Here is a 24589-nt window from a genome sequence, read left to right as displayed (position 1 = left end):
TTATGAAGAAACCAGATTCCTATTAGACAAACAAAAAGTTGTAAAAACACAAAAGAAGGAGATTTCCTGCTTTTTTCCTTATTCTCAGCGGTATTTGACATTTTTGTAAAGTTGAATTCATTGCTTTGGACTTGATCAACAGTATTGGATTCTTCATTCCCGATAATTTCCTTTACTGGCATATCATTGAGCTCGTTTCATAATTTCTCCTGTAGCTTTTCCCAGTAAATGAAGAATGTTGCTATTATCACTAATGCCCTGAATATTTTATCCAATCTTTCATATCTTATGATAATTCTTCTGAATCCCGTTTTTATCCTTGAGAAAAATCTTTCTACTGCTGATCTTTTCGCATACGATTGTTTACTAAATCTTCTAGGTCTTCCTCTTTTTCTTTTCTTTCTGTTTCTTTTGTTTTCAGGAATAGAAGTTTTGATTCTTCTTCTGCGCAGGTACTCTCGTACCTGCGCATCATCATAAATTGAATCCGCTACTATTTCTTCTGGTCTTGTTATTGGTCTATGCCCGGTCCTTACCTTTATTGCTCCAATAGTCTCTTCAAACTTATAAGGGTCGTATTCTGCTCCTGAACCAATAACAATGCTTAATGGAAAACCTTCTGAGGTTACAGCTGCATGAATTTTTATTCCTTTTCTCTTTTTGAATCCATTATACTCGACACTTTCTCCCCTTTTTTTGCTTCTACAAAACTGCTATCTATTGCAACAATTCCAAGGGAGAGTTGTCCATTCCGATAAGGATCATCTTTAAGAGAATCAAAGATCATATCCCAAACACCTTCTTCAGACCATCTTTTTAGTCGTCTCCAAGCAGTTACGTAAGATCCGTATTGTTTGGGCATATCTCGCCATTGACAACCTGTAACAAGAACATAAAGAATACCGTTAATGATCTGACGATCATTTACTCTCTTCCTCCCAACCTTCGGTTGGGGAGGAAGGTGAAAGCGAATATACTTCCATTGAGCATCACTAAGTTCTTCAAAGTGTATAATATTCCCCTATTAATATAAGGTTAAATTATATATAATTTTGAAACAGGCTCATTCAGATGGAAGAGGAATTCCGGGCATCAAATTCAATTAAACCACTACCCTCATCATCCTGCTGAGGATCATCAAATAATTGTATTGGGTCAGTAGTAAACTATTTCCCATCAGGACTCCATTTTGTTGATGTTACTACGAATCCTTCTTCTAACTGGAGAATTTTGTCAAATGATGTAATGTTAAAATTTAAATCTTCGGATATAGTGTTGGAAGATACTATATTCGTAGCAAACAATAACGAAAATATAACTATTGTGATAATATTTCTTAACACTAAATTCCCCATCCAAAACTTTGGAAATGCTACTACAACCTTAAAAAATTAGTTATTCTGGTTTTGGCACCAGAATGAAAGGATATTTTTGCTATGCTGTTTAACCTAAAACTGTCTTCATGAAAATTTTTCCCTTCAGTATGTTATGTCTTTTTTCAAAAACGCTAGTACCGAGCCTATAAGCAAGATGAATGGCAGCACAAAAAGATAGGCCATATCGGGCCAGAATTCACCTGCCCAGGCTCCCAGTGTATAGTGGGTATCAAATATCCCTCCTATCTCGGAAGTAAGTCCTGTATCAGTATTCTTGATTCCCACCGCAGTAGTAGTAAAATGATAGTCAGGTAAGAAGTTCTTAAGAAGCTGAGTCTGGTCATTTGCCGTATGGAGATCTTCTGAAAATGCATAACTTACGGTAAAGATTAGATTGGTAAATAGTACTGTTATGACAAGCCAGAAAATTAAGTTGAACAGAAGAGAATTATTTGATCTTTTTGATATTGTTGAGATCATTATGGAGATTGCAAGGAAAATTAGAGCATAGAAAAAAGTTAGAAATATAAATATCTCAATTCTTGTGATTTGCTGCATTGTGACCGGAATTCCTGAAGCGATAAGCATGACTCCGGTTGCAAGATTGATGGAAAAGAAGAGTACGAGCAAAATACATGAACTCGATCCCAGAATCTTGCCAAGGATTATATTGTCCCTGAACACAGGATGTGTCAATAAAACATTCATGGAACTGGATTTTATTTCTTTGACAATTGCATCAAAACCCAACACTATACCTATAATTGGTGCAAAACGGCCGACAACCTCTGCTACTCCTTCAAACCCTCTCATCAAATCAGGGCTGCCAAGAACATTTAATGTATATTCGACTTCTGTCCCCAGCACATATGAATAGGCAAGGACAACAAGCGTAAAAGTAGCTGTAAAAGAAAGAAATACAGGACTTTTCAGATGGTCAGTAAACTCCTTTTGGGCTATGACTTTTATGTTAGAGATATTTTCCACATTGTTCCCTCCTTAGACATCATCTCTCAAAAATGAAATATATGAAGCTGCCAGAAACAGAAACGGGAGAATTAACAAAATTACTACGTTTTGCCAGTAATACCCAATCAGGTAAGATAGTGAATAGCGAGTGTCCAGAAACCCGTATAAATCTGTCTGGATATGAAACCCTCCATAATAACTCAAATCCAGATCTCCAACTGTCACCTCAGCAAAGTGATGCAAAGGCGAGATATTGTAAAATGAGGAAACTGTCGAAGCAAACTCTTTCGTCATATCAAACAGTGTTTGACCCGATGCGAAAGATGCAAGCATAATAATAGTTGGGCCGAGGGCAAAGCACATGTTGATCCAGACCAGAGCTCCGAACGTGAGGGACTCAATTTCTGTTTTACACCAGACTGAAGCAAAAAGCCCAAAAGCTGCAAAAGTTAGTAAATAAAGGAAAGTAAATATCCCGAAAATTAGCAGACGTACGAGGGAATCAAGTTCAGCAACTTTCCCAGAAATCAGGAAATCCGATGCTTCAATTATTGTCAGGGATGAAAATACCATAAGTGCAAGAGTTATTGAAATTCCTAGAAATTTGCCTGTTATGATATTATCTCTGAAAACCGGATGTGTCAATAAAACATTCAGGCTTTTGCTATTCTTTTCTTTAATTATCCCGTCATATCCAAGAGCTATACCTGTCAATGGGAAGAAGACGCCAATCACCTGGACAACATCCCAAAAATCACTTGTGCGGCTTTGCAGATATATTAATAGGGTACCCATAAATATCGCAAGGAGTACGAAAAAACCTGGTTCATGCAGTTTGTCCGAAAATTCTTTTTGTGCCAGCGTTAAAACGCAGTTTTTATTCACGATATCATAACTCCTTGCTTTTATGCAGCAGCCAGATTCCCATTATGCAGGTAAACATTTGTAAAAGCATAAAGGAAGGAGATTGTTTGATTATTTCTTGACTCTCAGTAACCTGTGATGTATTTTTGGAATCCGGTTCATTGATCTGGACTTTATCAACGGTGCCAGATTCTTCGCTCCTGATAATTTCCTTTACAGGCAAACTCTTCCAGATTGGCGAAGAGTTTTCAGAATCCAATTCTACCAGAGAGCTATTCCCATGGTCCCACCCGGGATCCGTGTATATAGTGGATCCGATAGTGAGTTGCTTTCCATCAGGACTCCAGTTTATGCAGGTATCATATCTTCCCTTTACTGCAGGTGTCACTTGAGTAAGATTAGAACCGTTGGAATTAATGATGAACAAAGGAGCAGCAATATCAAATTTATAAATGTCATTGTTTTCAATCATTCTTCCAGCAGCTGAATCAAAGGCAGACATAAAAGCTATAGTGTTCCCAGACGGATTTATTGAAAAATGCTGCCTTTCGCCAAAATATTTCCATAGGTAGGAGTAAGTAGGTCCGAAACTCGTGATAAAGGACAGATTGGTTCCGTCAACATCTATCGAATAAAGCTTGTTTCCATTTTCAACAAACAGTATTTTCCTTCCATCAGGGAACCATTGGGGCTCGCTAGCATTGCCTTCATACAAAAGACGCTTATTATTTTCGTCTCCTTCTACAACATACAGATTCCTGTTCTGATTTACCAGCAAAAGAGAACCGTTTGGCTGCCAAGACTCATTCACCCAGAGATTTTCATTGTAAGAGATATTTCCTTTTAAATTTGAACCATCAATGTTAGAGATATATGTATGTAAATTGTAGCTATCTAATGACCCTGCTGCAAACATGATTTTTTTTCTGTCAGGACTAAGCGAAAAAGCGCAATATCGTTCATTTTTGTTCTCAGGCCGGAAATCCTGAAGCAAATTACCGCTATTGTTAATAAGCGATATAGTTCCTTCATCGGTGACAATCAAAATTCTATTAGAGTCGTAGAAGGTAGGTTGTGGATATGTAGCTGAAGGAAGTTCATGGGCATTTATACCACTTCCATCTACTACATATACTCCGGTAGATTGATTTCCGGGTTTTTCCCATTCAAATACGATTTTACCGGAGTCTGGATTCCAGTTAAGATTCTTCTGATAACCAATATCCCCAAGATTCTTTAGTATGTATGAAAGATCTGTATAGTTAGTCCCTATACACCTCAAATTTGTACCATCTGGATTGCAAATGATATAACAATAACCGGAATTTGTTTCGTCGATCCTTGAAACTTCGAAATATACCTTGTCACCTGACGGGATCCATTTTGCTTGTAATATTCCATTGGTATCCGATCCATTAATTCCATAATTTATTTCCCCGAAAGTATGGGAATTCGTGTCTAACAAGTAATGTTTAACAACACTATTTGAAGGAGGAACCCATTTGTAACAGGTTACAAGCAAATATTGTCCATCAGGACTCCATTCTGTTGAGGTTGCTATGAATCCTTCTTCTATCTGGAGAATTTCATCAAGTGGTGTAACGCTGAGATTTGAATCTTCGGATACCGGATTAGCAGATGCTATGTTTGTAGCAAATAATAAAAAAATATAATTACCATAATATTTCTTAACATATAAAATACCCGTCCAAGTTTAGAAAGTTATCTTATAATTTTTCCTATACTCTCAATACCTCCGTACAGTAAAGGTATAGTCTCCAAGGCCAGCTGGAGTCATAGTAACGTATACTGGGGCATAATTCAGATAAGTATCAGAACAGACGTCATTACCTTTCTGTACACGCTGCATAAAGGAATGTGCACTGTTGCCTTCGTACATCTGAGCTATTCCACCATTTGATTTTGAAGTTGGGTCTAGGTACAACATAACCGATACACTACTAGCAGCATTACTTTGACGCCAATAATCTGCAGTGTCACCTACGCTTAAAGATCCACTAACAGAGTTGTACCCAGGGCCTAAATGGAAAAGAGCTGCTGTTAACCATGTTGATCCTGCTTCAGGATTTTCTTGATTTGCTGCTGCAACACCCACAAGCATAATACATGCTGCGAGTGCTAATATTAAACTAGCTTTTATGTTCATTTCATCTAACCTCTCAAAACTTTTCTATTGAGAGATAAAATCCGCAAGTATTAAGTAATCTTAAAACTATGCAGATTTACCTCTTTTAGGGGTTGGAGTTCGATCATTTTTTTCGCGCTCGGTTGAACTCCATAACTTGCTACTCTTTTTCATAAATATAACTTTTATGTCCAAAGTCTCTAACAATTCGCACTTGTTATTATTATAAAAAAATATATGATCAATATTTGAGCTTTTTTTCATGATTGTTAAAGACTTTGGACACAAAATATTTAAAGAAGAATATATTCTTAGAAAAGAATAGGTATTTTTCAGGATGAAGTAGAGTTTTGGGAACAATAGTTATTTTTATTAGTCGAGAAAAAAGTCAACGACTTAAAGTATCTATGGCTTAGAGTAGCTAAGCCTTGCAGTCCCACTTATAGCTCCACTAATTTTCCTGATCATTATATGATGCTTTTAGGAAGGATATAGGTGCCTGAAAACGAAGTAAAACTCCTTCTTGTGCTGCTCACGCTATTTATTCTAATGCCTTTCCAGGCTGGAGCAGACTTCGCTAAGGTTACGGTCGGGAACGATGTCAGTGGCAAGGTTGCAAGACCAGGGGACCTTGTTGAGTTCAGTTTTACCGTGGAAAAGGGATACAATACTTCTGAGAGCATATCGGTTATGCTTTTCATAAGTAAAATGCCTGAAAACTGGACTGCAGGCGTATATGCGGATGGCAACCAGGTCAGTCACATAACTTTGCCTGAAGAAGCCAGTGAAAAGGAATTGACTCTTAAGGTAAGAATTCCTGAAAACGCAAAGGATGAGGAATACCCTATAAAAATAGGCCTGAAGCCTTATGGAGAAAATATCCGAAATCATGATCTGATATACAGGGAATTTACAGTAACAGTTGACAGGGCTGCAATGCCTAACCTGGAAATTTATTCGGATATTCCCGGAAAAAAGACCCATCCCGGAATTCCTGTCAGTTTCGGGGCTTTTGTAGAAAATAAATATGAAAGTAGAGCAAACTTTCGGATTTTTCTGGTTTCGAAACCCGAGGAGTGGGGAGTTGACCTGCTTTCCACCGACGGAGCCAGAATTACGAGGTTAGGAGTTCCTGGAGATGGAAGCCAGGAGTTTAAAATTCTCGTGAATCCTCCGCTCAATGCAACAAAGGGAGATTATGAAATTTTGATAGCAGCATGCCCGGAAAAAGGAAACCAGAGTGTGTTTTTGCCGATCAGCGTTAGCATAAACCCTGAACTTTCCAGGGATGAAGATTTAAGTGCGTACGTAGAGCTGAATTCTAACATAGTGGGAGTTGAAATTAGACCTGAAAAAACTGCAGAATTTGCAGTTTCTTTAAAAAACCGGTATGATCAGCCGCTTAAGCTGAAACTTGAAGCCTTAAGCTTGCCTGAAGGCTGGAAAGCTGAATTTCTTACTGAGGAAGACAAGGAAGGAAGGCTTGCTTCCCTGATGCTTCCTGCGGGAGAGGAACAGGAGTTTACAGTAAAGGTCAAGCCCTCTCAAAATGCTACAGGTGGGCTTTATCCGGTCGTAATTGCAGCTGTTAGCGGGGATAAAAAAGTTACCAGGCAGCTTGAGGTAGGCATTAACCATGATATCGAAAATGAGGAACTGCTTAAAGTCGATCCAAACCCCAGCGAATTGACACTGAATCCGGGAGGTTCTTCTGAAATCCGGGTCAGTATTGAAAACAGAGGAGACGAGGACCTTGAAGATGTCACCCTTGAAATTAACGAGGTAAGTGGCATCAACGTACAGATCCAGGGTTTCGGAACGATAGATGAGCTGGGATCAGGAAAATCCAGAAGCATCCCAGTAGAGATCACTGCAAACGCCAATGCCGGTTCCGGTGTCAAAGAGATTTTCATACGGGCAAAGAGTGATGATCTGGTGAGCTCTGAGAAAAGTATCAAGGTGAATGTGGAAAAATCATCAAGCAGCGGGCTTCTTGGCATAGCAATGCTGGGCTTTGCGGTCCTTGTGCTTGTTTTTGTAGTACGTAAGTTCGGAAGGCGGTGAACATGGAATCAATGAGTATGGAATTAGAACAAAATGAAGTCGTACCGAAAGTAGATGAATTCGCAATAGAAACCATTCGTTTGAGTAAGGTTTTCGGGAAGGAGAATAAAATACACGCGGTAGACAATCTGAACCTGCAGGTAAGAAAGGGAGAAGTATTCGGCTTTGTAGGTCCTAACGGGGCCGGCAAGACCACAACCATGAAAATGCTTATCGGTTTGCTTGAACCAAGTGAAGGAAGCGGGAAAGTTGCAGGTTATGATATTGTCCGCGAAGTAATAAATATAAGGGAAACAACAGGCGTCCTTCCAGAGCCTGCCGGTTTTTATGATAATCTCACTGCAAGGCAGAACCTGCGCTTTTATGCAAAACTCTATGATATCGAACCCGAAGTACGGGAACAGAGGATTGTAAATTTGCTTGAGACCGTGGGCCTTACCCGTGCAATCGATCAGAAAACAGGCGGTTTTTCTACAGGCATGCGCAAGCGTTTCGGGCTTGCACAGGCTCTTATTAATGAACCTTCAGTTCTTTTCCTTGACGAGCCAACAAGCGGCATCGATCCCGTGGGAGCTCAGATGATGCGTGATCTTATAAAGGACCTGAACCGGAGTAAAGGAGTTACCGTTTTTCTGAGTTCGCATTCCATGGAAGAAGTTGAGGAGATCTGCGACCGCATAGCAATAATTGCAAGAGGGAAGCTGCTGGCAGTCGGGTCTGTGGAGGATCTGCGAGATATAATCAGAGCAAAGGAGGGTGTGAATTATTTGCTTGAGGTTCAGGATATTCCACTCTCCGAGGCCGCAGAAGCCGTGAAAACCGTAGAGGGCGTGACTGCTCTTGAAATTCAGGACGAAACTCTGCATGTGCATGCGAAGACGAAGCTCCGTACAGAGATTGCAAAAGCTGTTAGGAAAGCAGGCGGCACTGTATCCATGTTCGAAGAAGAAGAAATGAATCTGAAGAAACTATTCCTTAAAATTATTGAAGGAGCATAAGCCTGGAAGAGATCAGTTAGAACACAGTATTATTCAATAAATACAGGTTTAGAAGCAAATAGATTTAAGCTCAAAATTTCCAAAGTGCAGGGTGCGAGCCATGAAAATTGACTATATTGTAAAAGAGGAGTTATTGCGTTCACTTTCAGTATGCTTTTTTAGTTTTTTAATAATCGGACTACTAAATAGGGAAGGATATATCCCGCTAGGGATGTCAGGGGTATTTATTCTGGCCCTCTTTTTTACAGCTATCCATTTCTCGTTTATGGTATGGTATAGAAAAAAGGAACAAATTGAGAACAATAATATTTCCTTTATAATTACCCATATTTTGAGCTCAAAGTCTCACGACAAAAAAGTCACAGAGCTCTATAAAGATGAAAAAACTAATATTTCTTCGTCAATTCGAGAACATATGGGTCTTCTAATTATTACAATACTTCTGTATATCGCCTATCTTTATGCTTCTTTAGTTTATAATATGGATCAGATATACTGGATTTTGCTTTTATTATTTATCGGAGTCTCACTCTCAAAGATCATATATGGCGAAAGGAAAGCAAATCAAAAAGATCCTGTGAGATTGCTGATTTTCTACGTAATTGCATGTGTTTTTATTTTTATACGTTACCTTGTACTTGGCTGCCCTATTCTTCCCATTTTAAAAGGAAGCGTAATTCTTGGAATACTGCTGATATTTCTGGTATTAGGAATAAAATGGTCACATCGCAAACAGAATTCGGATAATTGAGTTTTCTATTATCTGTATATACATGTTTATTAAATGAAAAGATACCCTTATGGATTTCTGGGATATTGTTTTCTTTTGTAAAAGTTCCCTGCACTGCTCCCATGCTTCTTGTACTGCTCAACAAGACTATTACAAACGGGACTGTTAATGATCTGGCTCTATTGCTTGCTTTCAGCGGAGGGGTATTGACACCTTTTATTGGAGTTGGCATGATAGGGGGCTATACTCTGTCCAAACAGATTCGTTCATATAAAATGTATCTGAAAAAAATCAGTGGATTTGTGTTTATATTTTTTGGATTATGGATTATGATTTAAGCTGTAAGATATAAACAAAAATATGAAGTTAAATCTAAATAACTGATTAACATATGAAATCTTTATAAATAATATGGCAATTATTACATAAGACTTACAATGGTGTGAAAAATATGAATAATCTAAACCTAAATAATCTGTTATTTGATCCTAATTCATTTTTCAGGGAAAAGTCGAGAAACGATGTCAATTTTAAGTATCCTGTATTGATAACACTTGTAATTGCTGTAATTGCAATGGTTTCAAGTTTTCTGGCTATGAATCAATTCAGAGGATTGTTTCCTTCTGATATGAGTTCATATTTCTCAATTGCAACAATTTTCTTCATTATTGTCGGAGGGTTATTTGGAACATTTTTTTATTGGTTCCTGCTGAGTGGAATCTTATATGCAATATCTTATGTATTTGATTCAAAAGGTTCTTTCAAGAGAACGTTAGAGTTTGTAGGTTATGGATTTGTGCCGCAAATATTTAGCAGTCTAATAGGTGTCGTTATAACGTACTGGTTAACAACCTCTGCAGATTTTTCGTTGCAGGACCCGCAACTTATTACCGAAAATATGATGGAGACATTTTCAAATAACCCCCTGTACTATACCTCGCAAACAATTGGAATTCTATGTCTCTTACTGTCTGCATACATCTGGGTGTTCGCACTTTTACATGCACGAAATATATCGATTAAAAATGCAACTCTTGCGGTTAGTATTCCTGTCGGTCTGTCTATTGTTTATCAGGTATACTTATTCCTGTTTACTTCAGGGAGCATTTGATCCTGTAAAAAACAAAAGGAACACTATCGCATCTGGTAGGGCGTGTACTCCAAATCTGCTGAGATCAATGTTTTGTCTTTAGCTTAAGAATCTCGAAAGAAAAATAGCTAAAATGGGCAGGGGCGTGTAGACAGTTTTTCTGTAAAAGCCCTTGCAATCATAAAGATCACGGAAGATCGTAAGCACAAACTATGAAATAAGTCGGAAAGTAGCTTCTCCTGAGTTCTCTCAGAACTAATTTATAAAATTTACGATTTTATTCTAATGGTGAGAATGGTAAAATATCCTTATAATCTTTCCATTTTTAAAAAAATTATCCTGGGAAAGGCAGCCAACATCTTTTTTCTGACAAAACAGTTTATTTTATTAAAAAGTTCTATAAGAATTCTTGAGATTGGTTGTTCGATACCTTGGAGAGAAACTTTATATGCTCGGATTTCTTACCCCTCATGGGTGACAGTACGAATAGATGGAAAGTATCAATGGACAGGATCTGTCTCAATATAAACCCTTCTCAGGGATATGTCGAACAGGGAAGCTGGAAGTTCAAAGCCTATGGAGAGTCGGTTAGTGGGACCGAAGAATATACATTTAATGTTTACCAGCACTAAGCTTGAAAAAAAGCTTACCGCCTGTTTACTTTTTTTTCTCTTAATATCCACAGCTAGAGCTACGGAGTATATAATAAGTCCAGCCCCTGGTGACGAATTTGGAGCTTCAATTAACGGAGAAGAGGTGATAATACTTGAGGACACAGTAGAACCATACTGGCATTTTCTGCTCTGGCTGGCAGCGATGCAAATCTTATCGGTAATAGATATATTACTGTATATATTACTGTACCCTGCAAAACTTATTTTTGCAATACTCGGATTCCGGATGGTCGACTATTCAAATACTGTCGGGGTTCTGAAGAGGAAGAACATATATGTTTTTATTAAAGAAAATCCCGGAACCTGTGTCAGTGAGATTGCAAACAATATGGGACTGAACAGGGGGACTCTTCGTTATCATCTCGCTGTCCTTGAGGCTGAAAATCTGGTTGAATCTCATAATGATCACGGAAGAGTCAGATATTTTCAGAATAGTTCCACATTCGATGAAAAAGAAAAACTTGTTATTTCAGCTCTTCAAAACGAGATAGCCCGCAAAATTATATGTAACATTTTAGACGAGGAGTGCAACACCAACAGGGATCTTGCTCTATCAACAGGAATTTCTAAAAGTACGGTTACCTGGCATATGAAACAATTAAAGGAATTAGATCTTATCACGGAAAATAAGATGGGAAACAGTACAACGTATAGTATAAACCCTATTTATCGAGAAGAAATTGAAAAAGCGTACATGGAATTCTTTTAATTATCGAGTTGTTTTTCGTGTCCCCAGGAAATCCTATCCAAAATGTCAGAAGATTTGTTACATAAAGTATTACTGCTAAAAATAAAATCATAAATTCAGCATCTGTTCTGATTGTTCGATGATGTGGCTAAAAACCTTATAATTTATATTGAATGTGTTTAAAATAAGTATGGAGTTCAAATATCCCCTCCCGAGTAAATTTGAACCCAGTTTACACTCGGAGGCATGACAATGTTAGCTCTGAGAGTATTTAGGGCTTGCCTGATTCTGCCTCTGAGGTAATATGTTTAAACTTGAGAATTGGGGTTTAATTCAAAAATCAATGGGAATAACACACTTATTAAGATGTTGAAATTTGGGGTTGTTGTATAAACTATGAAAATAAAAAATATATTTGCCATATCGGTTATTTTTTTGTGCTTGCTGTTTATTCCGCAAGCATTGGCAAAAGAAAATATCAATATATCGGCAACAGAGAATTTAAACAATGAGTTGCAACAAGCTGTTGAAAATTACAACCAGGTAGTGGTAAACAAAAGCTCATCATGGGATGATGTTACAAGATGTACGGATCAGATAGATTCAATCGTAGATCGGATTCATAAACTCGGAATGGATGTTGATTTCAAACAATCATCTGATGTGCATGTAAATGATAAGGGCGAGAAAATACCCGCATGTATCTCGGCAGAGATCAAACCATATATGCTTTCAAAATCATACAGTTTTTCCTCAAATGACAGTGCAGTTTTAGCTCAGGTCTGGGGAACAAATATAACAACTGCAGAATTTATGGAAAAGGTATATCCGGGATCATTGGAAGCGCTTCCTGAAGATATTGTAGAGCGCCTGAAGAACGAACCAATGGATTGGCCAGATCCACAAAAAATACAACCCGGTGAAAAACGAATGGGTGCAATAAGATTTATATGGCCGAATTATTTTTCTGCAAACCATATTAAAATATATGATCTTCGATATAATAGCAAAATATAACCAAAAGTGTCTGGATTCGATTTAAAGTATTTATACTAACTACAGGTGATCAAAATTTTCAGCAGATCTTTTAAGAAAATCCTGCGTGAGATTTGCAAAAAAATAATTGTATTTCTATTTGCGGTCCTGAGTTTGACAATAATTCTGGGGATTCTGATGTATTTTATAGAAGGAGAAACTGGTAATTTTGCCAGCATATCACTGAGTCTCTACTGGGCTATCACAACACTTCTCAGTGCAGGATATGGAGATACTGTTCTGCAAACAGATCTCGGTAGATTAGTGGCTCTGTTTATCAGAGTACTGGGATCCAGTATTATAATAGTGCCGCTTATTGTTGTAATAGCTGAGATTTGCAAATTGTTATATAAAACACTCTTTGGGAAAAAATGGCAGTTTTAATGAAAGCTCTTTTCTTGTAAATGTTTAAACACCCGTATGAGTGAACCACCCGCCATTGAAATGGCAGGCTTTCTGGTTCATCCCTCTCTCTTTTGAGAGCAAGTCCCCAGGCTCTTCCCTGCGTTCCGCAGGTGTCAAACAGTTATGAGATTTTACTCAAGGAGAGAGAACTTTTTGATATTGATAGCGGCGTTAATATCCCTATCATGCGGAGTCTTGCAATCAGGGCAAATCCATTCTCTATCCTTTAATGACAATTCTGAATTATGATAACCGCAAACATTACAAAGTTTAGAAGAAGGCTCAAATTGTCCAATCCTTAGTACCGTTTTCCCGAACCATTTAGCCTTATTATTCTAGCTTCGTTACAAAGCTATGCCATGCAGAATCACTTATAACCTGTGCTAAATGGTTATTCTTGACCATACCTTTAACATTCAGAGTTTCCAGTGTAATAGCTTGGTTCTCGCGGATAAGTTTAGAAGAGAGTTTGTGCTGGAAATTGTTTCTCTGATTACTAATTTTTTCATGGATTTTAGAAAGTAGCTGTCTCGTTTTCTCTCTGCGTTTTGAATCTTTAACCTTTCTACTTACTCTTTTTTGAAGACATTTAAGCCTTTTAAGAGAATTTTTCAGGTATTTTGGATTCTCAATCTTTTCGCCTGTAGAGAGTACAGCAAAATCCTTAATCCCGACATCTATACCCACTGTAGTAGATTCTGAATACTTCTGTTTTGTAGGAAGTTCTTTTCCATCTTCAACAAGGATACTGATGTAGTATTTTCCAGTACATGATCTTGAAACTGTTGCTGTTCTCAGAGTACCTTCAAACGTTCTATGAAATAGAACTTCAATCTCTCCCATTTTAGGGAGCTTGACTATGCCCTTTTTAAAGTCTACAGAGTAGTGTTGAGGTACAGGAAAAGACTGTATTGGATTTTTCTTTGGTTTGAACCTGGGAAAGCCATTCTTCTCTCTGAAAAATCTAACAAAGGCAGCGTCTACATGTTTAGTCATCCCTTGAAGAGATTGAGAATTAGTTTCTTTCAGAAAAGGTTTCTCAGTTTTCAGTGCAGGAAGAAGCTTATCTAATCCCATATGATTTATGGATTTTCCAGTCTGTTCAGAAGTTTTTATTTTCTGTTCTAAAGCCCAGTTGTAGACAAACCTACAGCCACCAATGTGCTTTTCTATTAATGTTTTTTGGATTTTTGTAGATTTCAGTCTGTACTTATAGGCTTTTAACATTAAAAGTTATATTAGTTTTACACGCATATATAAGTTAGAGTAAATTACAAAAGTATTTATGGAAAGTTGACGGCATTCATCCCGCCACTAAAGTGACGGGCATTCTGCCTTTGATTATCGTAAAGTGAGAAACCGGAATTTTTCCTATTCTCAGGTAAAAATTCTGAAATTCTGAAAAATAAGTACTTACAAAAGAAACTGATACAAAAAGAGTCTGTAAAAAGAATCGAATAAACGGAAACAAACGGAAACCAAAGAGTATGTTAAATCCCGCCCGAAGGCGGAACTTGAAATTACTCTGCTGCCGGAGCTTCTTCTGCGGTTTCGAGGCCGAGAAGGGCTCTTATGGATTTGCTTCCGTATTCAACAACCTTGGCGTTGACCTGGACGATGTCCGGAGCAATTTCCTTTCCGCGCATCATCTTTCTCCTGCGCTGTCCCGGGAGCTTGGGAGCATAGCCTACACCTGTCGCGGTCAGGATTCTCTGTCTCCTTGGGCCCGGAAGGTCCGGCTTCATAACAAAACCGCTGCCGTCACAGCCGCCAGTTATCTGGACTTTGTAGCCGGCGAGTCCGAAAATGCCGCCGTCAACAACGTCTCCGATTGACTTTCCAATTAATGAGTTTGCTTCAGCATCCTTAATGTCGATCTGGTAAGCACGTGCTTCTTTTGGGTCAGAAACTACAACTTTGAAATTTGCCATGTGAAATCCTCCAATCAGATTATCTGTAATAATTCTTTGCCTTACCTTATTTTTTACCTGAATTTTTAATTCTTGCCCGAATCCTTGCTGCATTCTGAATATGCTACTGCCTGCATATTAGCCTTTATTTTGCCCAGAAAGGATTATCTTTCCTTTTGAGTGTCAGGAAAATATCAAGAGTTTCCTTTTCATCGGTTGAAAGGGAGTCGTAGATTTCGTGCTCAAGGACTTTGGCATGCCTCTCAGGCACGTTAATATAGAGCACGTCTTCTTCTTTGATCTGCCTGCCTACGGTTGCACCTTCGATTGCCATTGCAACTTCTTTGCCTACCTTTGCAGAAGGAATATTTTCCCCTTCTGATTGCAGACCTTTGATCTTGCCCACAACGTTTCCGTTTTCAAGCATGACATCCGCATTTGTCCGAACAACTCCGCCAAGCACCCTTACCCCGACTACTGCGGGTTTGCTCTGCCGAAAAACACATCCTGGAAGGATCTTGAACTTTCCGGGGCGGATTATAGTTTCAAAGATCTTCTTTTCAGCCTGTTCCTGCTGTTCCTTTACGTACTTCTGGTAATCTTCAACCAGCCGGTAGATAACGTCACTCGTGAAAACCTTGACATTGCTTTCCTGCAGGAAGTCTCTGGCATCAGGATGGACCTTAACACTGAAACCTATAAGTACGGAATAAAGAGGGTCTTCAACCGTCGAAGCCTCAACCGCGTCCCTGTGAGAGATGTCTCCTACTTCAGCTTTCCTTATAGGAACATTATCTTTCTGGAACTCATGGACAAGGGCTTCAAGGGAACCGAGGGTATCTGCTTTAATCATGACTCCCACTGAACCCGTATCAATCCTGACCTCATCTATTTCGGACTTTACCTGGGCTGCAATTTCTTCAAGGGTTTCCTCTGTTGCAACCCTTATAGGAGAGCCTGCAAGTGCCCCTTCAAGTCCCGGAGCCGAGATCTTGACACCAGCCGCAGCAGTTACTTTATTCACCTGCTGGAACTTGCTCTCATAACGGATTTCGGAAAGTTCCCTTGGCTTTAAAAGAGCTCTTACCTTTGTCTGGATAGGCTCGCCAAGGCTTCCGATAACAACCGTATCTCCTTTCTTCAATGTGCCGTCGTAAAGGATAATGTCAAGGGTTGCTCCGAGACCTTTTTCTTCCTTTACCTCAAGAACAGTTCCGACTCCCGGACCTTTGGCACTGTACTGCAGGTTTGCCTCAAGGAACTTCTGAGCAAGACCTAAAAGCACCATAAGGACATCAGGGATGCCTTCTCCCGTAACAGCACTCACAGGGACTACACCCAGTGTTTTCTGGAAGTTTGTGACCCGGTCGTAACGTTCGGCTGCAAAGCCCTGATTGTAGAGTTCACCTATTACCTCGTAGAGCTTTGTTTCCAGCCGTGCCTGGACTTCAGTGGACTGCTTTTTGAAAGTAGCAGCAAAAGGAAGATCTTTTTGTGAAACCCAGCCGCCGATCCTGTCGATCTTATTGGCAACAACAACAAAAGGAGTTTTAAACCTTTTTAAGATCTGTAAACTCTCATAGGTCTGGGGTTTGAAACCTTCATTTATGTCAACAACCACAATTGCAAGGTCGGCAAGTGCGCCTCCTCTGCTCCTGAGGGTTGTAAAAGCGTGATGTCCCGGAGTATCAATAAAAAGCAGCCCCGGAACCATGAAACGGTCCCTTAGCCTCGGGTCTCCTAGCTTATTTACAATCACATCTATAGGAACTTCGGTTGCCCCTATGTGCTGGGTGATAGCCCCGGCTTCTCCGCTGACAATAGCAGTACCTCTGATCTTGTCAAGCAGAGTAGTTTTCCCGTGGTCAACGTGCCCCATCACGCAGACTATAGGAGTCCTGAGATTTTTCTTGTCGGCCATATACAGAACCTCTCTCATTCCCGCGTCTTATTTACTGCAGGTCCAGAAGGGTCCGGGTTTCCCCGGAAGGACCCATTGCAGGTACGGATGAACGAAAACCCCCGGTAGTGTCCGAAAAATTTCGGAAACGCAAAAAGGCTTTCTCGCACCTGCATTACTCGTACAGACAGACCTCATCGACTCTGGAGTACTTTCCGATTTCGGAGTCCTTAAAGTGAATTGCAATTTCCCTTGCTGCAGCTTCGGGACAATCGGAAGCGTGAACTACGTTCCTTCCTACATCAAGAGCAAAGTCTCCGCGGATAGTTCCCGGAGCGGCATCCACAGGGTTTGTAGCCCCGTTTATTGCTCTCATGACTTTAATCGCATCCTTTCCTGCAACTACCATTGAGACTGAAGGACCTGAGGTAATGAACTCGATAAGGGAGGGGAAAAATGGCCTTGCTGCGTGCTCACCATAGTGTTCTTTTGCAGTAGCTTCGGCAATAACGTTCATTCTGAGGGCAACAATCTTCAGGCCTCTCTTCTCGATTCTGGAAATTACCTCTCCGACCAGCCCGCGCTGGACTCCGTCAGGCTTTACCATTACGTATGTCTGTTCCATATTCACACCTACTGATTTGAACTAACAGGCAGTTATGCTTTTTTCAGCTGGATTTTGCCTTTCTCAGTCCATTCGGTGCGGCGCGGAAGCCTGCCAAGGGCAAAGTTGCTCATGCACTTGGAAGAGCACATAAAGTATGTGGAGCCGTCTTTTTTGACATAGAGCTTACCGGTACCAGGCTCCAGCATATTCCCGCAAAAATAGCATTTTCTCTGTTCCATTTCTTTTCACCGTACGGTCTTTTTACCTGGTAGTCAATTTCTTTGCTTCTCTTGACGTTTCCAGAAGCATCAGAATATCGCCGATGCGGACAGGGCCTACACAGTTCCTTGTGATTACGCGGCCCTTGTCTCTGCCTTCCAGAACCCTGCACTGGATCTGACTGGCTTCACCATGCATACCTGTGTTCCCGATAACGTCAATAACTTCGGCAGCAAAGCCGCCTGTTGTGCTTTCGTCAGCCATAATCAGCACCCCTTGTTATCAGGATTATTTAAGAGCGTCAAGCTTCTGAGCGATGTCCTGGATCATTTCAGCTGCTTTTCCTGCATCCACAATTGCCACGGTTGCACAGGAAACTCCAAGTCCGCTGGCTGCACCAAGGTCTTTCTGGTTCTTGATGAAGATGTAGGGAGCTTTCTTTTCCTCGGAAAGAGGGGCGATGTGAGCGACAATCTCTGCAGGCTCGATATCTTCTGCAATCAGGACAAGCTTTGCGTTGCCTCTTTCGATTGCTTTGGTAGCTTCGTTTGTGCCCTTTTTAATCTTTCCTGTGTCTCTGGCAAGCTCCAGAGCTTCAAGTGCTTTGTTTGTGAGTTCTTCAGGAACATCGAATTTAGCTAATTGTGCCATTTAAGTTTCTCCTTCGAAATTGCGGATCTCGCAATTTTTCATCAATCATAGGTTTTTAACACATATCTGTCAACATTGAGAAATTCAAATTCCAGAAAAGAACCTGAAGTGCTTCAATGCGGAGAGTAAATGAGTTGAAACATAGATACTGCTAGCTAAATGCTGCAGATTGAACCTTAAAAGTACATACTAGCCTATAAACCTTCTGCTTGAAAAAAAGGGCAACAGACAGATACCAGGGACGAAGAGGCAAAATAGGAATATATAAGAAAAGCTTCAACCATAGGTCGAAAACTGACTAATGCGTCATGGTTATAAAGAATGTAAGAACTTTGATTCTTATGAACACAATCTATTATGAAGCCCATAACAATCTTTATCTTAACCTTACAAACCGCTGCAGTGCGGACTGCGTCTTCTGCATTCGTAATTTCGCAGATGGCGTTTATGGGTATGACCTGAGGCTTTCAAAAGAACCATCAACCGAAGAGATCATCGTAGCTCTTGAAGAGCTTGACCTTTCAAACTACAGAGAAATCGTGTTCACAGGGCTTGGAGAACCTACCCTCAGGTTAGATGTTGTACTGACAGTCACCCGCTGGCTTAAAAACCGGGGTTTAAGAGTGAGGCTTGATACTAACGGGCACGCTGCTTTGATTAATCCGAAACTGGATGTAGTTGCGGAATTGAAAAAAGCAGGCATGGATTCGATTTCAGTGAGCCTTAACGCAGAGTCCGAAGAAAAATATAACAAACTCTGCAGACCTGTCAACAAAAACGCTTACAGAGCTGTGCTTGATTTTGTAAGGAGAGCAAAAGAAGCAGGGATCTCTACCAGAGTTACGGTGGTTAAGATACCCGACATAGATATAGAAAAATGTAGAAAGGTTTCCGAAGAACTGGACTCGGATTTCCATATACGAACACTTTCCGAGGCTGCAAGTAAAGAAATAGGGAATAATTAGCCAAGTACTGAAAAAAACCCGGGTTCCTTCTCATAAGAACGGCATTTACTCAGTCTACTCATAATCATATTTATTCCCTGGCTGATCCTGTTTTGTTATCTCGAACCAAACCCTCTTTCTGGGAGAACTCCAGAAATTAGGAGTTTCCCCATTTTATGGTTTTTCTCAGTTGTTCTTGGAGGTGTCGCTTTCTTCAAGATTTTCAAAATCCTCAAGGTTTTCATTCATTTCGTAGTACTTAACGAGTCTACGTTTCAGGAAGAATACCGTACCTGCCAGAGATCCGAGGAGAAGGGCAGCAGGAAACTTTACCGAATCAAACTTTTCCAGGATTTTTAAAGAACTCTCTTCGGGAGGCAAATCTTCCGAATCCGAATCTTCTCCGGTTTTTGCATTCCCAGCTACGCTGCTCGAGGCAACTGAAACGTCTTCTACCTTATTTTCAATGCCCCCCGTAACTGCAGTATCTTCTTTTATGGGCTGGATAGTTTCTGCTGCAGTAACTGCATCTGTCTTCTTTACAGTTTCTTTTGGCAGGAAACTTTCATCCCCTAGCAGCAGTGCAAAGGCGGTTAAATTTCGTTCAAAAAGGTATATTGCTCCGGCATCACTTCCCACAGCAATGGTCGAACTGTCGCGTGAAACATCAAGACTGTTAACGTTTCCTCCGCAGCTGTAGTTCCAGAGCTCTTCTCCATCCATATTAAGGGCATAAACGTTATCGTCCCAACTTCCGGCTGCAATGAATGAGTAGTCTGAGGCTATCTCTACAGCATAAACATCATCCTTTACCTGGTAGTCCCATAGTTTTGCTCCGCTAAGATTGAACAGGTATATCTTGTCGTCAAAACTTCCTGCCGCAAGATGTGAGCCGTTGTTTGTTAATGAAACACTGCTGATCCAGTACCCGGGATTATGCATCCACGAAAACTCCCCTTTACGGTCAAAAAGATAAACATTGTAATTTGACCCACCGGCAGCGACATAATAAGCATTCGGATTCATGCTCACGCTGTTGATCAGGCTTCCGGTCTTTTTTCCCCATACTGTTTTTCCTTCGCTGTCAAGGAGATAAACATAATTGTTGGCACTTCCGGTTGCCACATAGGAACCGTTTCTTGAAATTGCCACACTGCGGACAGCATCTCCGGAATCAAAGCTCCATAAAAGTCTACCTTCTCTATTTAATAAATAAACTTTCCCATCTTCACTGCCTACCGCAAGGTACAGGCCGTCTGAAGAAAGTGCTACACTATTAATGTATCCTCCTGTTTTGCGACTCCATAACAGATCTCCTTCTCGAGTAAAGAGATACACTTTTTTATCGTTGCTTCCTGCCGCGATTCGAGATCCATCTGAAGAAATAGACACTGTATAAACAATATCTCCTGTTGTATAATTCCAAAGTTGCGTCCCTCTGGAATCAAACAAATAAACATTGTGATCAAACCCTCCGGCTGCAAGATAGTCCCCGGTTGAAGAAAGTGATACGGTATTTATTATGCATCCGGTTTCACATCTGCATAACAGGTCAAAAGCCTTGAGTTCCGAAAGGTTCATATCTCCGCTATCCTGAGCAAGAGAATCTGAAGCTTCCGCTCCTGAAATGAAACAGAAAAACAGACCAAGCGCCAAAAATAGTCTTATTCCCAATGAATGACTCATATAATTATAAAAGTACTTTATTGCAAATGAATTTTTTGTTACAGTTTATTGGCAGGAGAGTCCAGGAAATTAATCTAGTCCTTACTAGGCTGGGATCAGCAATTATAATAAAATTATAAATGTTTGATCAGCATTATTTGTACAAAATTATTCGTTTGCAGTTATCTTCCTGAATTAGCCTGTTTTAACCTGAGTCTTTTCGGATGTAATAAGCAAAAAAGGCTTGTAGAATGTGATTTTCATGAAAAGAGAAGTTTGGAACACCAGAACTGGATTTATTCTTGCAGCAATAGGGTCAGCAGTCGGTCTTGGAAATATCTGGAGGTTCAGCTACATAGCATATGAAAACGGAGGCGGAGCTTTCCTGATCCCATATCTGGTAGCTCTTCTGACTGCAGGAATTCCCCTTCTTATCCTCGAACTGGGTGTTGGAAACAAGTTCATGGGTTCAGCTCCAGTTGCACTCAAACGGGCAAAAAAAGGTTTTGAATGGATAGGCTGGTGGGGTGTAATTGCAAGTTTCATTATCACCACATATTACTCCGTAATAGCAGGCTGGAGTCTTGTATATCTTTTGAAAGCGTTTACTCTTGGTTGGGGCCTGGATACCGGATCTTTTTTCAATAATGAACTGTTACATGTCTCCGATTCTCCCTGGAACCTGGGAGGTTTCTCCTATCCGGTTCTGATAGGGCTGCTGACAACGTGGCTGATTATCTGGATAATAGAAAAGAGAGGTGTGCAGGCAGGAATTGAAAAGTCAAGTAAAATCTTCATGCCTCTTCTCTGGATTCTTCTAATTGTGCTTGTGCTGAGAGCAGTAACCCTTGAAGGCTCAATTAACGGAGTAGAATGGTACCTGAAACCGGATTTCAGCAAACTTACGGACGTAAAGGTCTGGCAGGCAGCCTATGGACAGGCTTTTTACAGTCTGGGCCTTGGGATGGCAATAATGATTGCTTATGCAAGTTATCTCCCGAAAAAGAGCGACCTGATAAACAACGCATTCATTGTCGGCCTAGCAGACGGAGCTTTTAGTTTCACCATGGGTTTTGCGGTTTTCGGGACTCTCGGATATATGGCTTATGCTAAAGGCGTCGGAATTGAAGAGGTAGTTGCACAGAGCATAGGCCTTACCTTTGTAGTACTGCCAGAAGCCCTTAATATGCTTCCCGGATTAAAAGTACTTACAGCAGTCGCTTTTTTTATGAGCATCGCTATTGCTGCGCTGACTTCCCTGATCTCTCTTGTGGAAGCCTTTGCTTCGGCAGTAATGGACAAGTTTGAAATGAGAAGAAGCAAAGCCGTAGATATCACTATAGGTCTGGAATTGCTTTTCAGCCTTATCTATGCAACAAAGGCAGGAATTTACTGGCTTGATATCATAGACCACTTTATCAATACTTACGGATTGATCCTGGTAGGTGTCCTCGAAGCCGTAGCAATTGGCTGGATTTATGGTGCAGATAAAATAAGGGAATGGGCCAATACTTACTCTGATATCAGGGCAGGAATCTGGTGGGATATCTGCGTAAAAATAATTACCCCTGCTGTCCTGTTATACATTATCTACAAAGAAACCCTTTCAAACCTTGCTGTACCTTACGAAGGTTATGACCCTGCAGCCTTAATGGTCGGAGCAGGAGTAATCGTCCTGGGAATCATGATATCTTTCCTCATGCCCTTTATAAGAAAGGAGGTAGAGTAAAATGATGCTCTCAACAGGCAGCATTGCTATGTTAGTTTTCGGATTCGTAATTCTTTATGGGGGACTGGGGTTCTGCCTGAGAATTGCCCTTCAAAAAGAATATTTCAAGAGTAAAGAAGAGTAAAGAGAAGAAAGAGTATTAAGAATAAATAAAATACCTGGAAACTGCGTTTAAAATTCAATTATTATAAAGTGACTCATTATAAAGTGACTCACTAGAAAGTGACTCCGCCAGCTCTTGTCTGACAGCTCTTCCCAAAAGAAGGAAAGATTTCGATAGTCTACCAGCACAATTCTGTCTCCGTAGATTGCAGGATATTCCTTATCTGATTCACTGGTAGTGATCTGAGTTTTCTTTTTTAGTGGAAAGATCGTACATGTAGATATCCTGATTTCCATTGCGTTTATCCTGCCATACTATCCAGTCATTGTAGATCGCAGGGTTGCCCTGGTATGATTCATTTGTAGTGATTTGATATTCGATGAGCAGGAGTTGATCATCTTCAGGCTGAACAGGAGGTTTAGCAAGCGGAAGATAGTCAAAATCGCTTCCGTTAATATTGTAAGGGAGGTCACAAATCCCATCCGAATCCGAATCTTCAGTAGTCTGAGAAAATCCTGTCCCATTAAGGTCAGCCCAGAAATTGCCGCCCAGATATGGGCCCTCCACTATATTCTGTCCAGAGGTTTTTGTAGTGTTCCATATGTTTCCTTCACTGTTTTCAGCCTTCACATTTAAAGTGTTGTTAAAGTAATTATTATAGATACGGTTGTCAGTACTGTAGTCAAGTAAATAGATTCCGGATTCGTTACTGGAAGTTATCGTGTTGTTGAACAGTTCATTACTCTGGCTGTTTTCTCTCAAAAAGACACCTCTGTTGCTGTTCGAAATTGTGTTATTGTATACTCTGGAGTCAAAGACCAAAATCAGGTAAATTCCATAATCGCAGTCCTTAATCCGGTTATCACTGAGGACAGTCCTCCCCTGAGTGTCATAAATATCAATTCCTGTACTGCAGTTTACAATATCATTGTCCGAAACGAGATTTCCTCCTCCGCAGCAGGCAATTCCTATTCCTCCGCCATTTGAAAGCCGGTTCTGGAATATTACATTGTCCCAGCAGTGTGCACCAAGAATAAAATTCCCTTCTTCAATGGAATTGTTTTTCACTGTGTTCTTACTGCATCCTTCATCAATCCAGACACCGTTTCGGAAACAAGTATTGTTAGAGAGTGTACTGTTTATTGAATTCTGAAGGTAAACTCCGTACTGGTTTTCAAAAATATAGTTCCTCTCAATTGTGCAGTTTTCAACCTGATCAAGACAGATTCCTGCCTGAGGGCAGTCAAACCCGTTCGATCTCGAGATAAAGATCTCTCCTGACCCGGGCCCATAAGTATTTCCTGCCTCCTGTCCTTCAGTCACATCCGGCTCGCCTGAGTTTCCGGTGTTAATAGAATTTCTAAAGCTAGCAGCTCCGGAGGTGCTGAAAAAGTCTCCTGACCCGGTTATATTAAAACCGCTGATAGTTACATTATCAGCCTTAACCTGAAATACACTGGAATTTTCGTCTCTTGCTCTGATAAAAACGCCGGCAGGGTTTTCAGGTTCCGAAGTGACCGTTACCCCCGAGACATTGGCAACGATATTTTCCTCGTAGTCCCCGGCTTTCACAATAACAAAATCCCCGGTTGTAGAGTTATTTACTGCAGCCTGAATTGAAGCTCCGGGCTCAACATAAATAACCTCTGCACTCGCAACTCCTGCAGAAACCAGAAGTAAAGCAACAACCAGTGCAGCACTTATTAACTTGCTGAGACAATCTCCGATAAGCTTGACTTTCACAGGTGACCCTCCCCAGACAATTGCTAACCAATCGATTCAAGACAGGAAGCCCCTAAACCGATGGTTATTGCGTGTAACT

The 24589-nt window shown here is 40.4% G+C and carries 26 protein-coding genes and 1 pseudogene; 12 read left to right on the top strand and 15 right to left on the bottom strand.

All coding sequences use genetic code 11. The annotated features are described in order from the left end of the window. Nucleotides 1-197: 197 nt before the first annotated feature. The 6 genes from MSHOH_RS22975 to MSHOH_RS15360 form a co-directional block, all read right to left on the bottom strand. Nucleotides 198-641, bottom strand: a complete 444-nt coding sequence (locus MSHOH_RS22975; RefSeq protein ID WP_239451391.1) for a transposase — start codon at nt 639-641, stop codon at nt 198-200. Nucleotides 642-643: 2 nt separating this feature from the next. Then, complete coding sequence (locus MSHOH_RS22970; protein ID WP_082089377.1) at nt 644-1012, bottom strand: transposase; 369 nt, start codon at nt 1010-1012, stop codon at nt 644-646. 466 nt (nt 1013-1478) lie between these two features. Continuing rightward, a complete protein-coding gene (locus MSHOH_RS15375) occupies nt 1479-2363 on the bottom strand; it encodes an ABC transporter permease (protein ID WP_048140936.1) in 885 nt (294 codons plus the stop codon). Between the two features lie 12 nt (nt 2364-2375). Beyond that, entirely contained in the window at nt 2376-3230 is an 855-nt protein-coding gene (locus MSHOH_RS15370; protein ID WP_048140934.1) for an ABC transporter permease, read from the bottom strand. Between the two features lie 4 nt (nt 3231-3234). Continuing rightward, nucleotides 3235-4731, bottom strand: a complete 1497-nt coding sequence (locus tag MSHOH_RS15365; RefSeq protein WP_239451005.1) for a TolB-like translocation protein — start codon at nt 4729-4731, stop codon at nt 3235-3237. A gap of 225 nt (nt 4732-4956) precedes the next feature. Then, nucleotides 4957-5376, bottom strand: coding sequence for a hypothetical protein (locus MSHOH_RS15360; protein ID WP_048140933.1), 420 nt, complete (start codon nt 5374-5376; stop codon nt 4957-4959). Between the two features lie 474 nt (nt 5377-5850). Here MSHOH_RS15360 and MSHOH_RS15355 point away from each other — a divergent pair, with 474 nt between their 5' ends. The 9 genes from MSHOH_RS15355 to MSHOH_RS15320 all read left to right on the top strand — a co-directional run bounded on the left by MSHOH_RS15355 (nt 5851) and on the right by MSHOH_RS15320 (nt 13018). Then, entirely contained in the window at nt 5851-7419 is a 1569-nt protein-coding gene (locus tag MSHOH_RS15355; protein WP_048140931.1) for a COG1470 family protein, read from the top strand. Nucleotides 7420-7421: 2 nt separating this feature from the next. Beyond that, nucleotides 7422-8417 (top strand): ABC transporter ATP-binding protein, encoded by a 996-nt coding sequence (locus MSHOH_RS15350; protein ID WP_239451004.1) that lies wholly within the window; start codon nt 7422-7424, stop codon nt 8415-8417. A gap of 100 nt (nt 8418-8517) precedes the next feature. Then, the gene (locus tag MSHOH_RS15345; RefSeq protein WP_048140929.1) at nt 8518-9168 is read left to right on the top strand and encodes a hypothetical protein; all 651 of its coding nucleotides are present in this window, start codon (nt 8518-8520) and stop codon (nt 9166-9168) included. A gap of 65 nt (nt 9169-9233) precedes the next feature. Beyond that, nucleotides 9234-9485 (top strand): cytochrome c biogenesis protein CcdA, encoded by a 252-nt coding sequence (locus MSHOH_RS15340; RefSeq protein WP_048140927.1) that lies wholly within the window; start codon nt 9234-9236, stop codon nt 9483-9485. A 113-nt stretch (nt 9486-9598) separates the two neighbouring features. Then, a complete protein-coding gene (locus MSHOH_RS15335; RefSeq protein WP_048140925.1) occupies nt 9599-10258 on the top strand; it encodes a YIP1 family protein in 660 nt (219 codons plus the stop codon). Between the two features lie 449 nt (nt 10259-10707). Then, a complete protein-coding gene (locus tag MSHOH_RS23985; RefSeq protein ID WP_158024203.1) occupies nt 10708-10869 on the top strand; it encodes a hypothetical protein in 162 nt (53 codons plus the stop codon). Then, nucleotides 10853-11620 carry a winged helix-turn-helix transcriptional regulator gene (locus MSHOH_RS15330; RefSeq protein WP_048140923.1) on the top strand — a complete coding sequence of 256 codons (768 nt, stop codon included), beginning with the start codon at nt 10853-10855 and terminating at the stop codon, nt 11618-11620. The genes MSHOH_RS23985 and MSHOH_RS15330 overlap by 17 nt, the downstream gene beginning before the upstream one ends. A 420-nt stretch (nt 11621-12040) precedes the next feature. After that, nucleotides 12041-12616: a hypothetical protein gene (locus tag MSHOH_RS15325; RefSeq protein WP_162197647.1), complete on the top strand. Its 576-nt coding sequence runs from the start codon at nt 12041-12043 to the stop codon at nt 12614-12616. A gap of 45 nt (nt 12617-12661) precedes the next feature. Then, complete coding sequence (locus MSHOH_RS15320) at nt 12662-13018, top strand: potassium channel family protein (RefSeq protein ID WP_239451003.1); 357 nt, start codon at nt 12662-12664, stop codon at nt 13016-13018. Between the two features lie 152 nt (nt 13019-13170). Here the strand turns inward: MSHOH_RS15320 and MSHOH_RS15315 are convergent. The 7 genes and pseudogenes from MSHOH_RS15315 to rpl7ae form a co-directional block, all read right to left on the bottom strand. Beyond that, nucleotides 13171-14266 (bottom strand): annotated as a pseudogene (locus MSHOH_RS15315) (RNA-guided endonuclease TnpB family protein). Nucleotides 14267-14559: 293 nt separating this feature from the next. After that, nucleotides 14560-14970, bottom strand: coding sequence for a 30S ribosomal protein S6e (locus MSHOH_RS15310; protein ID WP_048143543.1), 411 nt, complete (start codon nt 14968-14970; stop codon nt 14560-14562). A 124-nt stretch (nt 14971-15094) separates the two neighbouring features. Then, nucleotides 15095-16870 (bottom strand): translation initiation factor IF-2, encoded by a 1776-nt coding sequence (gene infB / locus MSHOH_RS15305; protein ID WP_048143542.1) that lies wholly within the window; start codon nt 16868-16870, stop codon nt 15095-15097. A 154-nt stretch (nt 16871-17024) separates the two neighbouring features. After that, nucleotides 17025-17474, bottom strand: coding sequence for a nucleoside-diphosphate kinase (ndk, locus tag MSHOH_RS15300; RefSeq protein ID WP_048140920.1), 450 nt, complete (start codon nt 17472-17474; stop codon nt 17025-17027). Nucleotides 17475-17506: 32 nt separating this feature from the next. Further along, the gene (locus MSHOH_RS15295) at nt 17507-17695 is read right to left on the bottom strand and encodes a 50S ribosomal protein L24e (RefSeq protein WP_048140918.1); all 189 of its coding nucleotides are present in this window, start codon (nt 17693-17695) and stop codon (nt 17507-17509) included. Nucleotides 17696-17717: 22 nt separating this feature from the next. After that, the gene (locus MSHOH_RS15290; protein ID WP_048140916.1) at nt 17718-17939 is read right to left on the bottom strand and encodes a 30S ribosomal protein S28e; all 222 of its coding nucleotides are present in this window, start codon (nt 17937-17939) and stop codon (nt 17718-17720) included. Nucleotides 17940-17963: 24 nt separating this feature from the next. After that, nucleotides 17964-18326 carry a 50S ribosomal protein L7Ae gene (gene rpl7ae / locus MSHOH_RS15285; RefSeq protein ID WP_048140914.1) on the bottom strand — a complete coding sequence of 121 codons (363 nt, stop codon included), beginning with the start codon at nt 18324-18326 and terminating at the stop codon, nt 17964-17966. 308 nt (nt 18327-18634) lie between these two features. On the opposite strand from rpl7ae, the gene MSHOH_RS15280 reads away from it, so the two are divergent. Then, nucleotides 18635-19291, top strand: a complete 657-nt coding sequence (locus MSHOH_RS15280; protein ID WP_048140912.1) for a TatD family nuclease-associated radical SAM protein — start codon at nt 18635-18637, stop codon at nt 19289-19291. Nucleotides 19292-19456: 165 nt separating this feature from the next. On the opposite strand, the gene MSHOH_RS15275 is transcribed toward MSHOH_RS15280, so the two are convergent. After that, nucleotides 19457-20956: a WD40 repeat domain-containing protein gene (locus MSHOH_RS15275; RefSeq protein ID WP_048140910.1), complete on the bottom strand. Its 1500-nt coding sequence runs from the start codon at nt 20954-20956 to the stop codon at nt 19457-19459. A gap of 241 nt (nt 20957-21197) precedes the next feature. On the opposite strand from MSHOH_RS15275, the gene MSHOH_RS15270 reads away from it, so the two are divergent. Continuing rightward, a complete protein-coding gene (locus tag MSHOH_RS15270) occupies nt 21198-22664 on the top strand; it encodes a sodium-dependent transporter (protein WP_048140908.1) in 1467 nt (488 codons plus the stop codon). 1 nt (nt 22665) lies between these two features. After that, nucleotides 22666-22788 carry a MetS family NSS transporter small subunit gene (locus MSHOH_RS23980; RefSeq protein WP_158024202.1) on the top strand — a complete coding sequence of 41 codons (123 nt, stop codon included), beginning with the start codon at nt 22666-22668 and terminating at the stop codon, nt 22786-22788. 207 nt (nt 22789-22995) lie between these two features. Here MSHOH_RS23980 and MSHOH_RS15265 read toward each other — a convergent pair whose 3' ends face one another. Beyond that, nucleotides 22996-24510 (bottom strand): NosD domain-containing protein, encoded by a 1515-nt coding sequence (locus MSHOH_RS15265; protein ID WP_082089375.1) that lies wholly within the window; start codon nt 24508-24510, stop codon nt 22996-22998. Nucleotides 24511-24589: the final 79 nt, after the last annotated feature.

The organism is Methanosarcina horonobensis HB-1 = JCM 15518, assembly GCF_000970285.1.
GTDB classification, from domain to species: domain Archaea; phylum Halobacteriota; class Methanosarcinia; order Methanosarcinales; family Methanosarcinaceae; genus Methanosarcina; species Methanosarcina horonobensis.
Note: the sequence above shows the minus strand (reverse complement) of the source record. Positions and strands in the feature narration are given on the sequence as shown.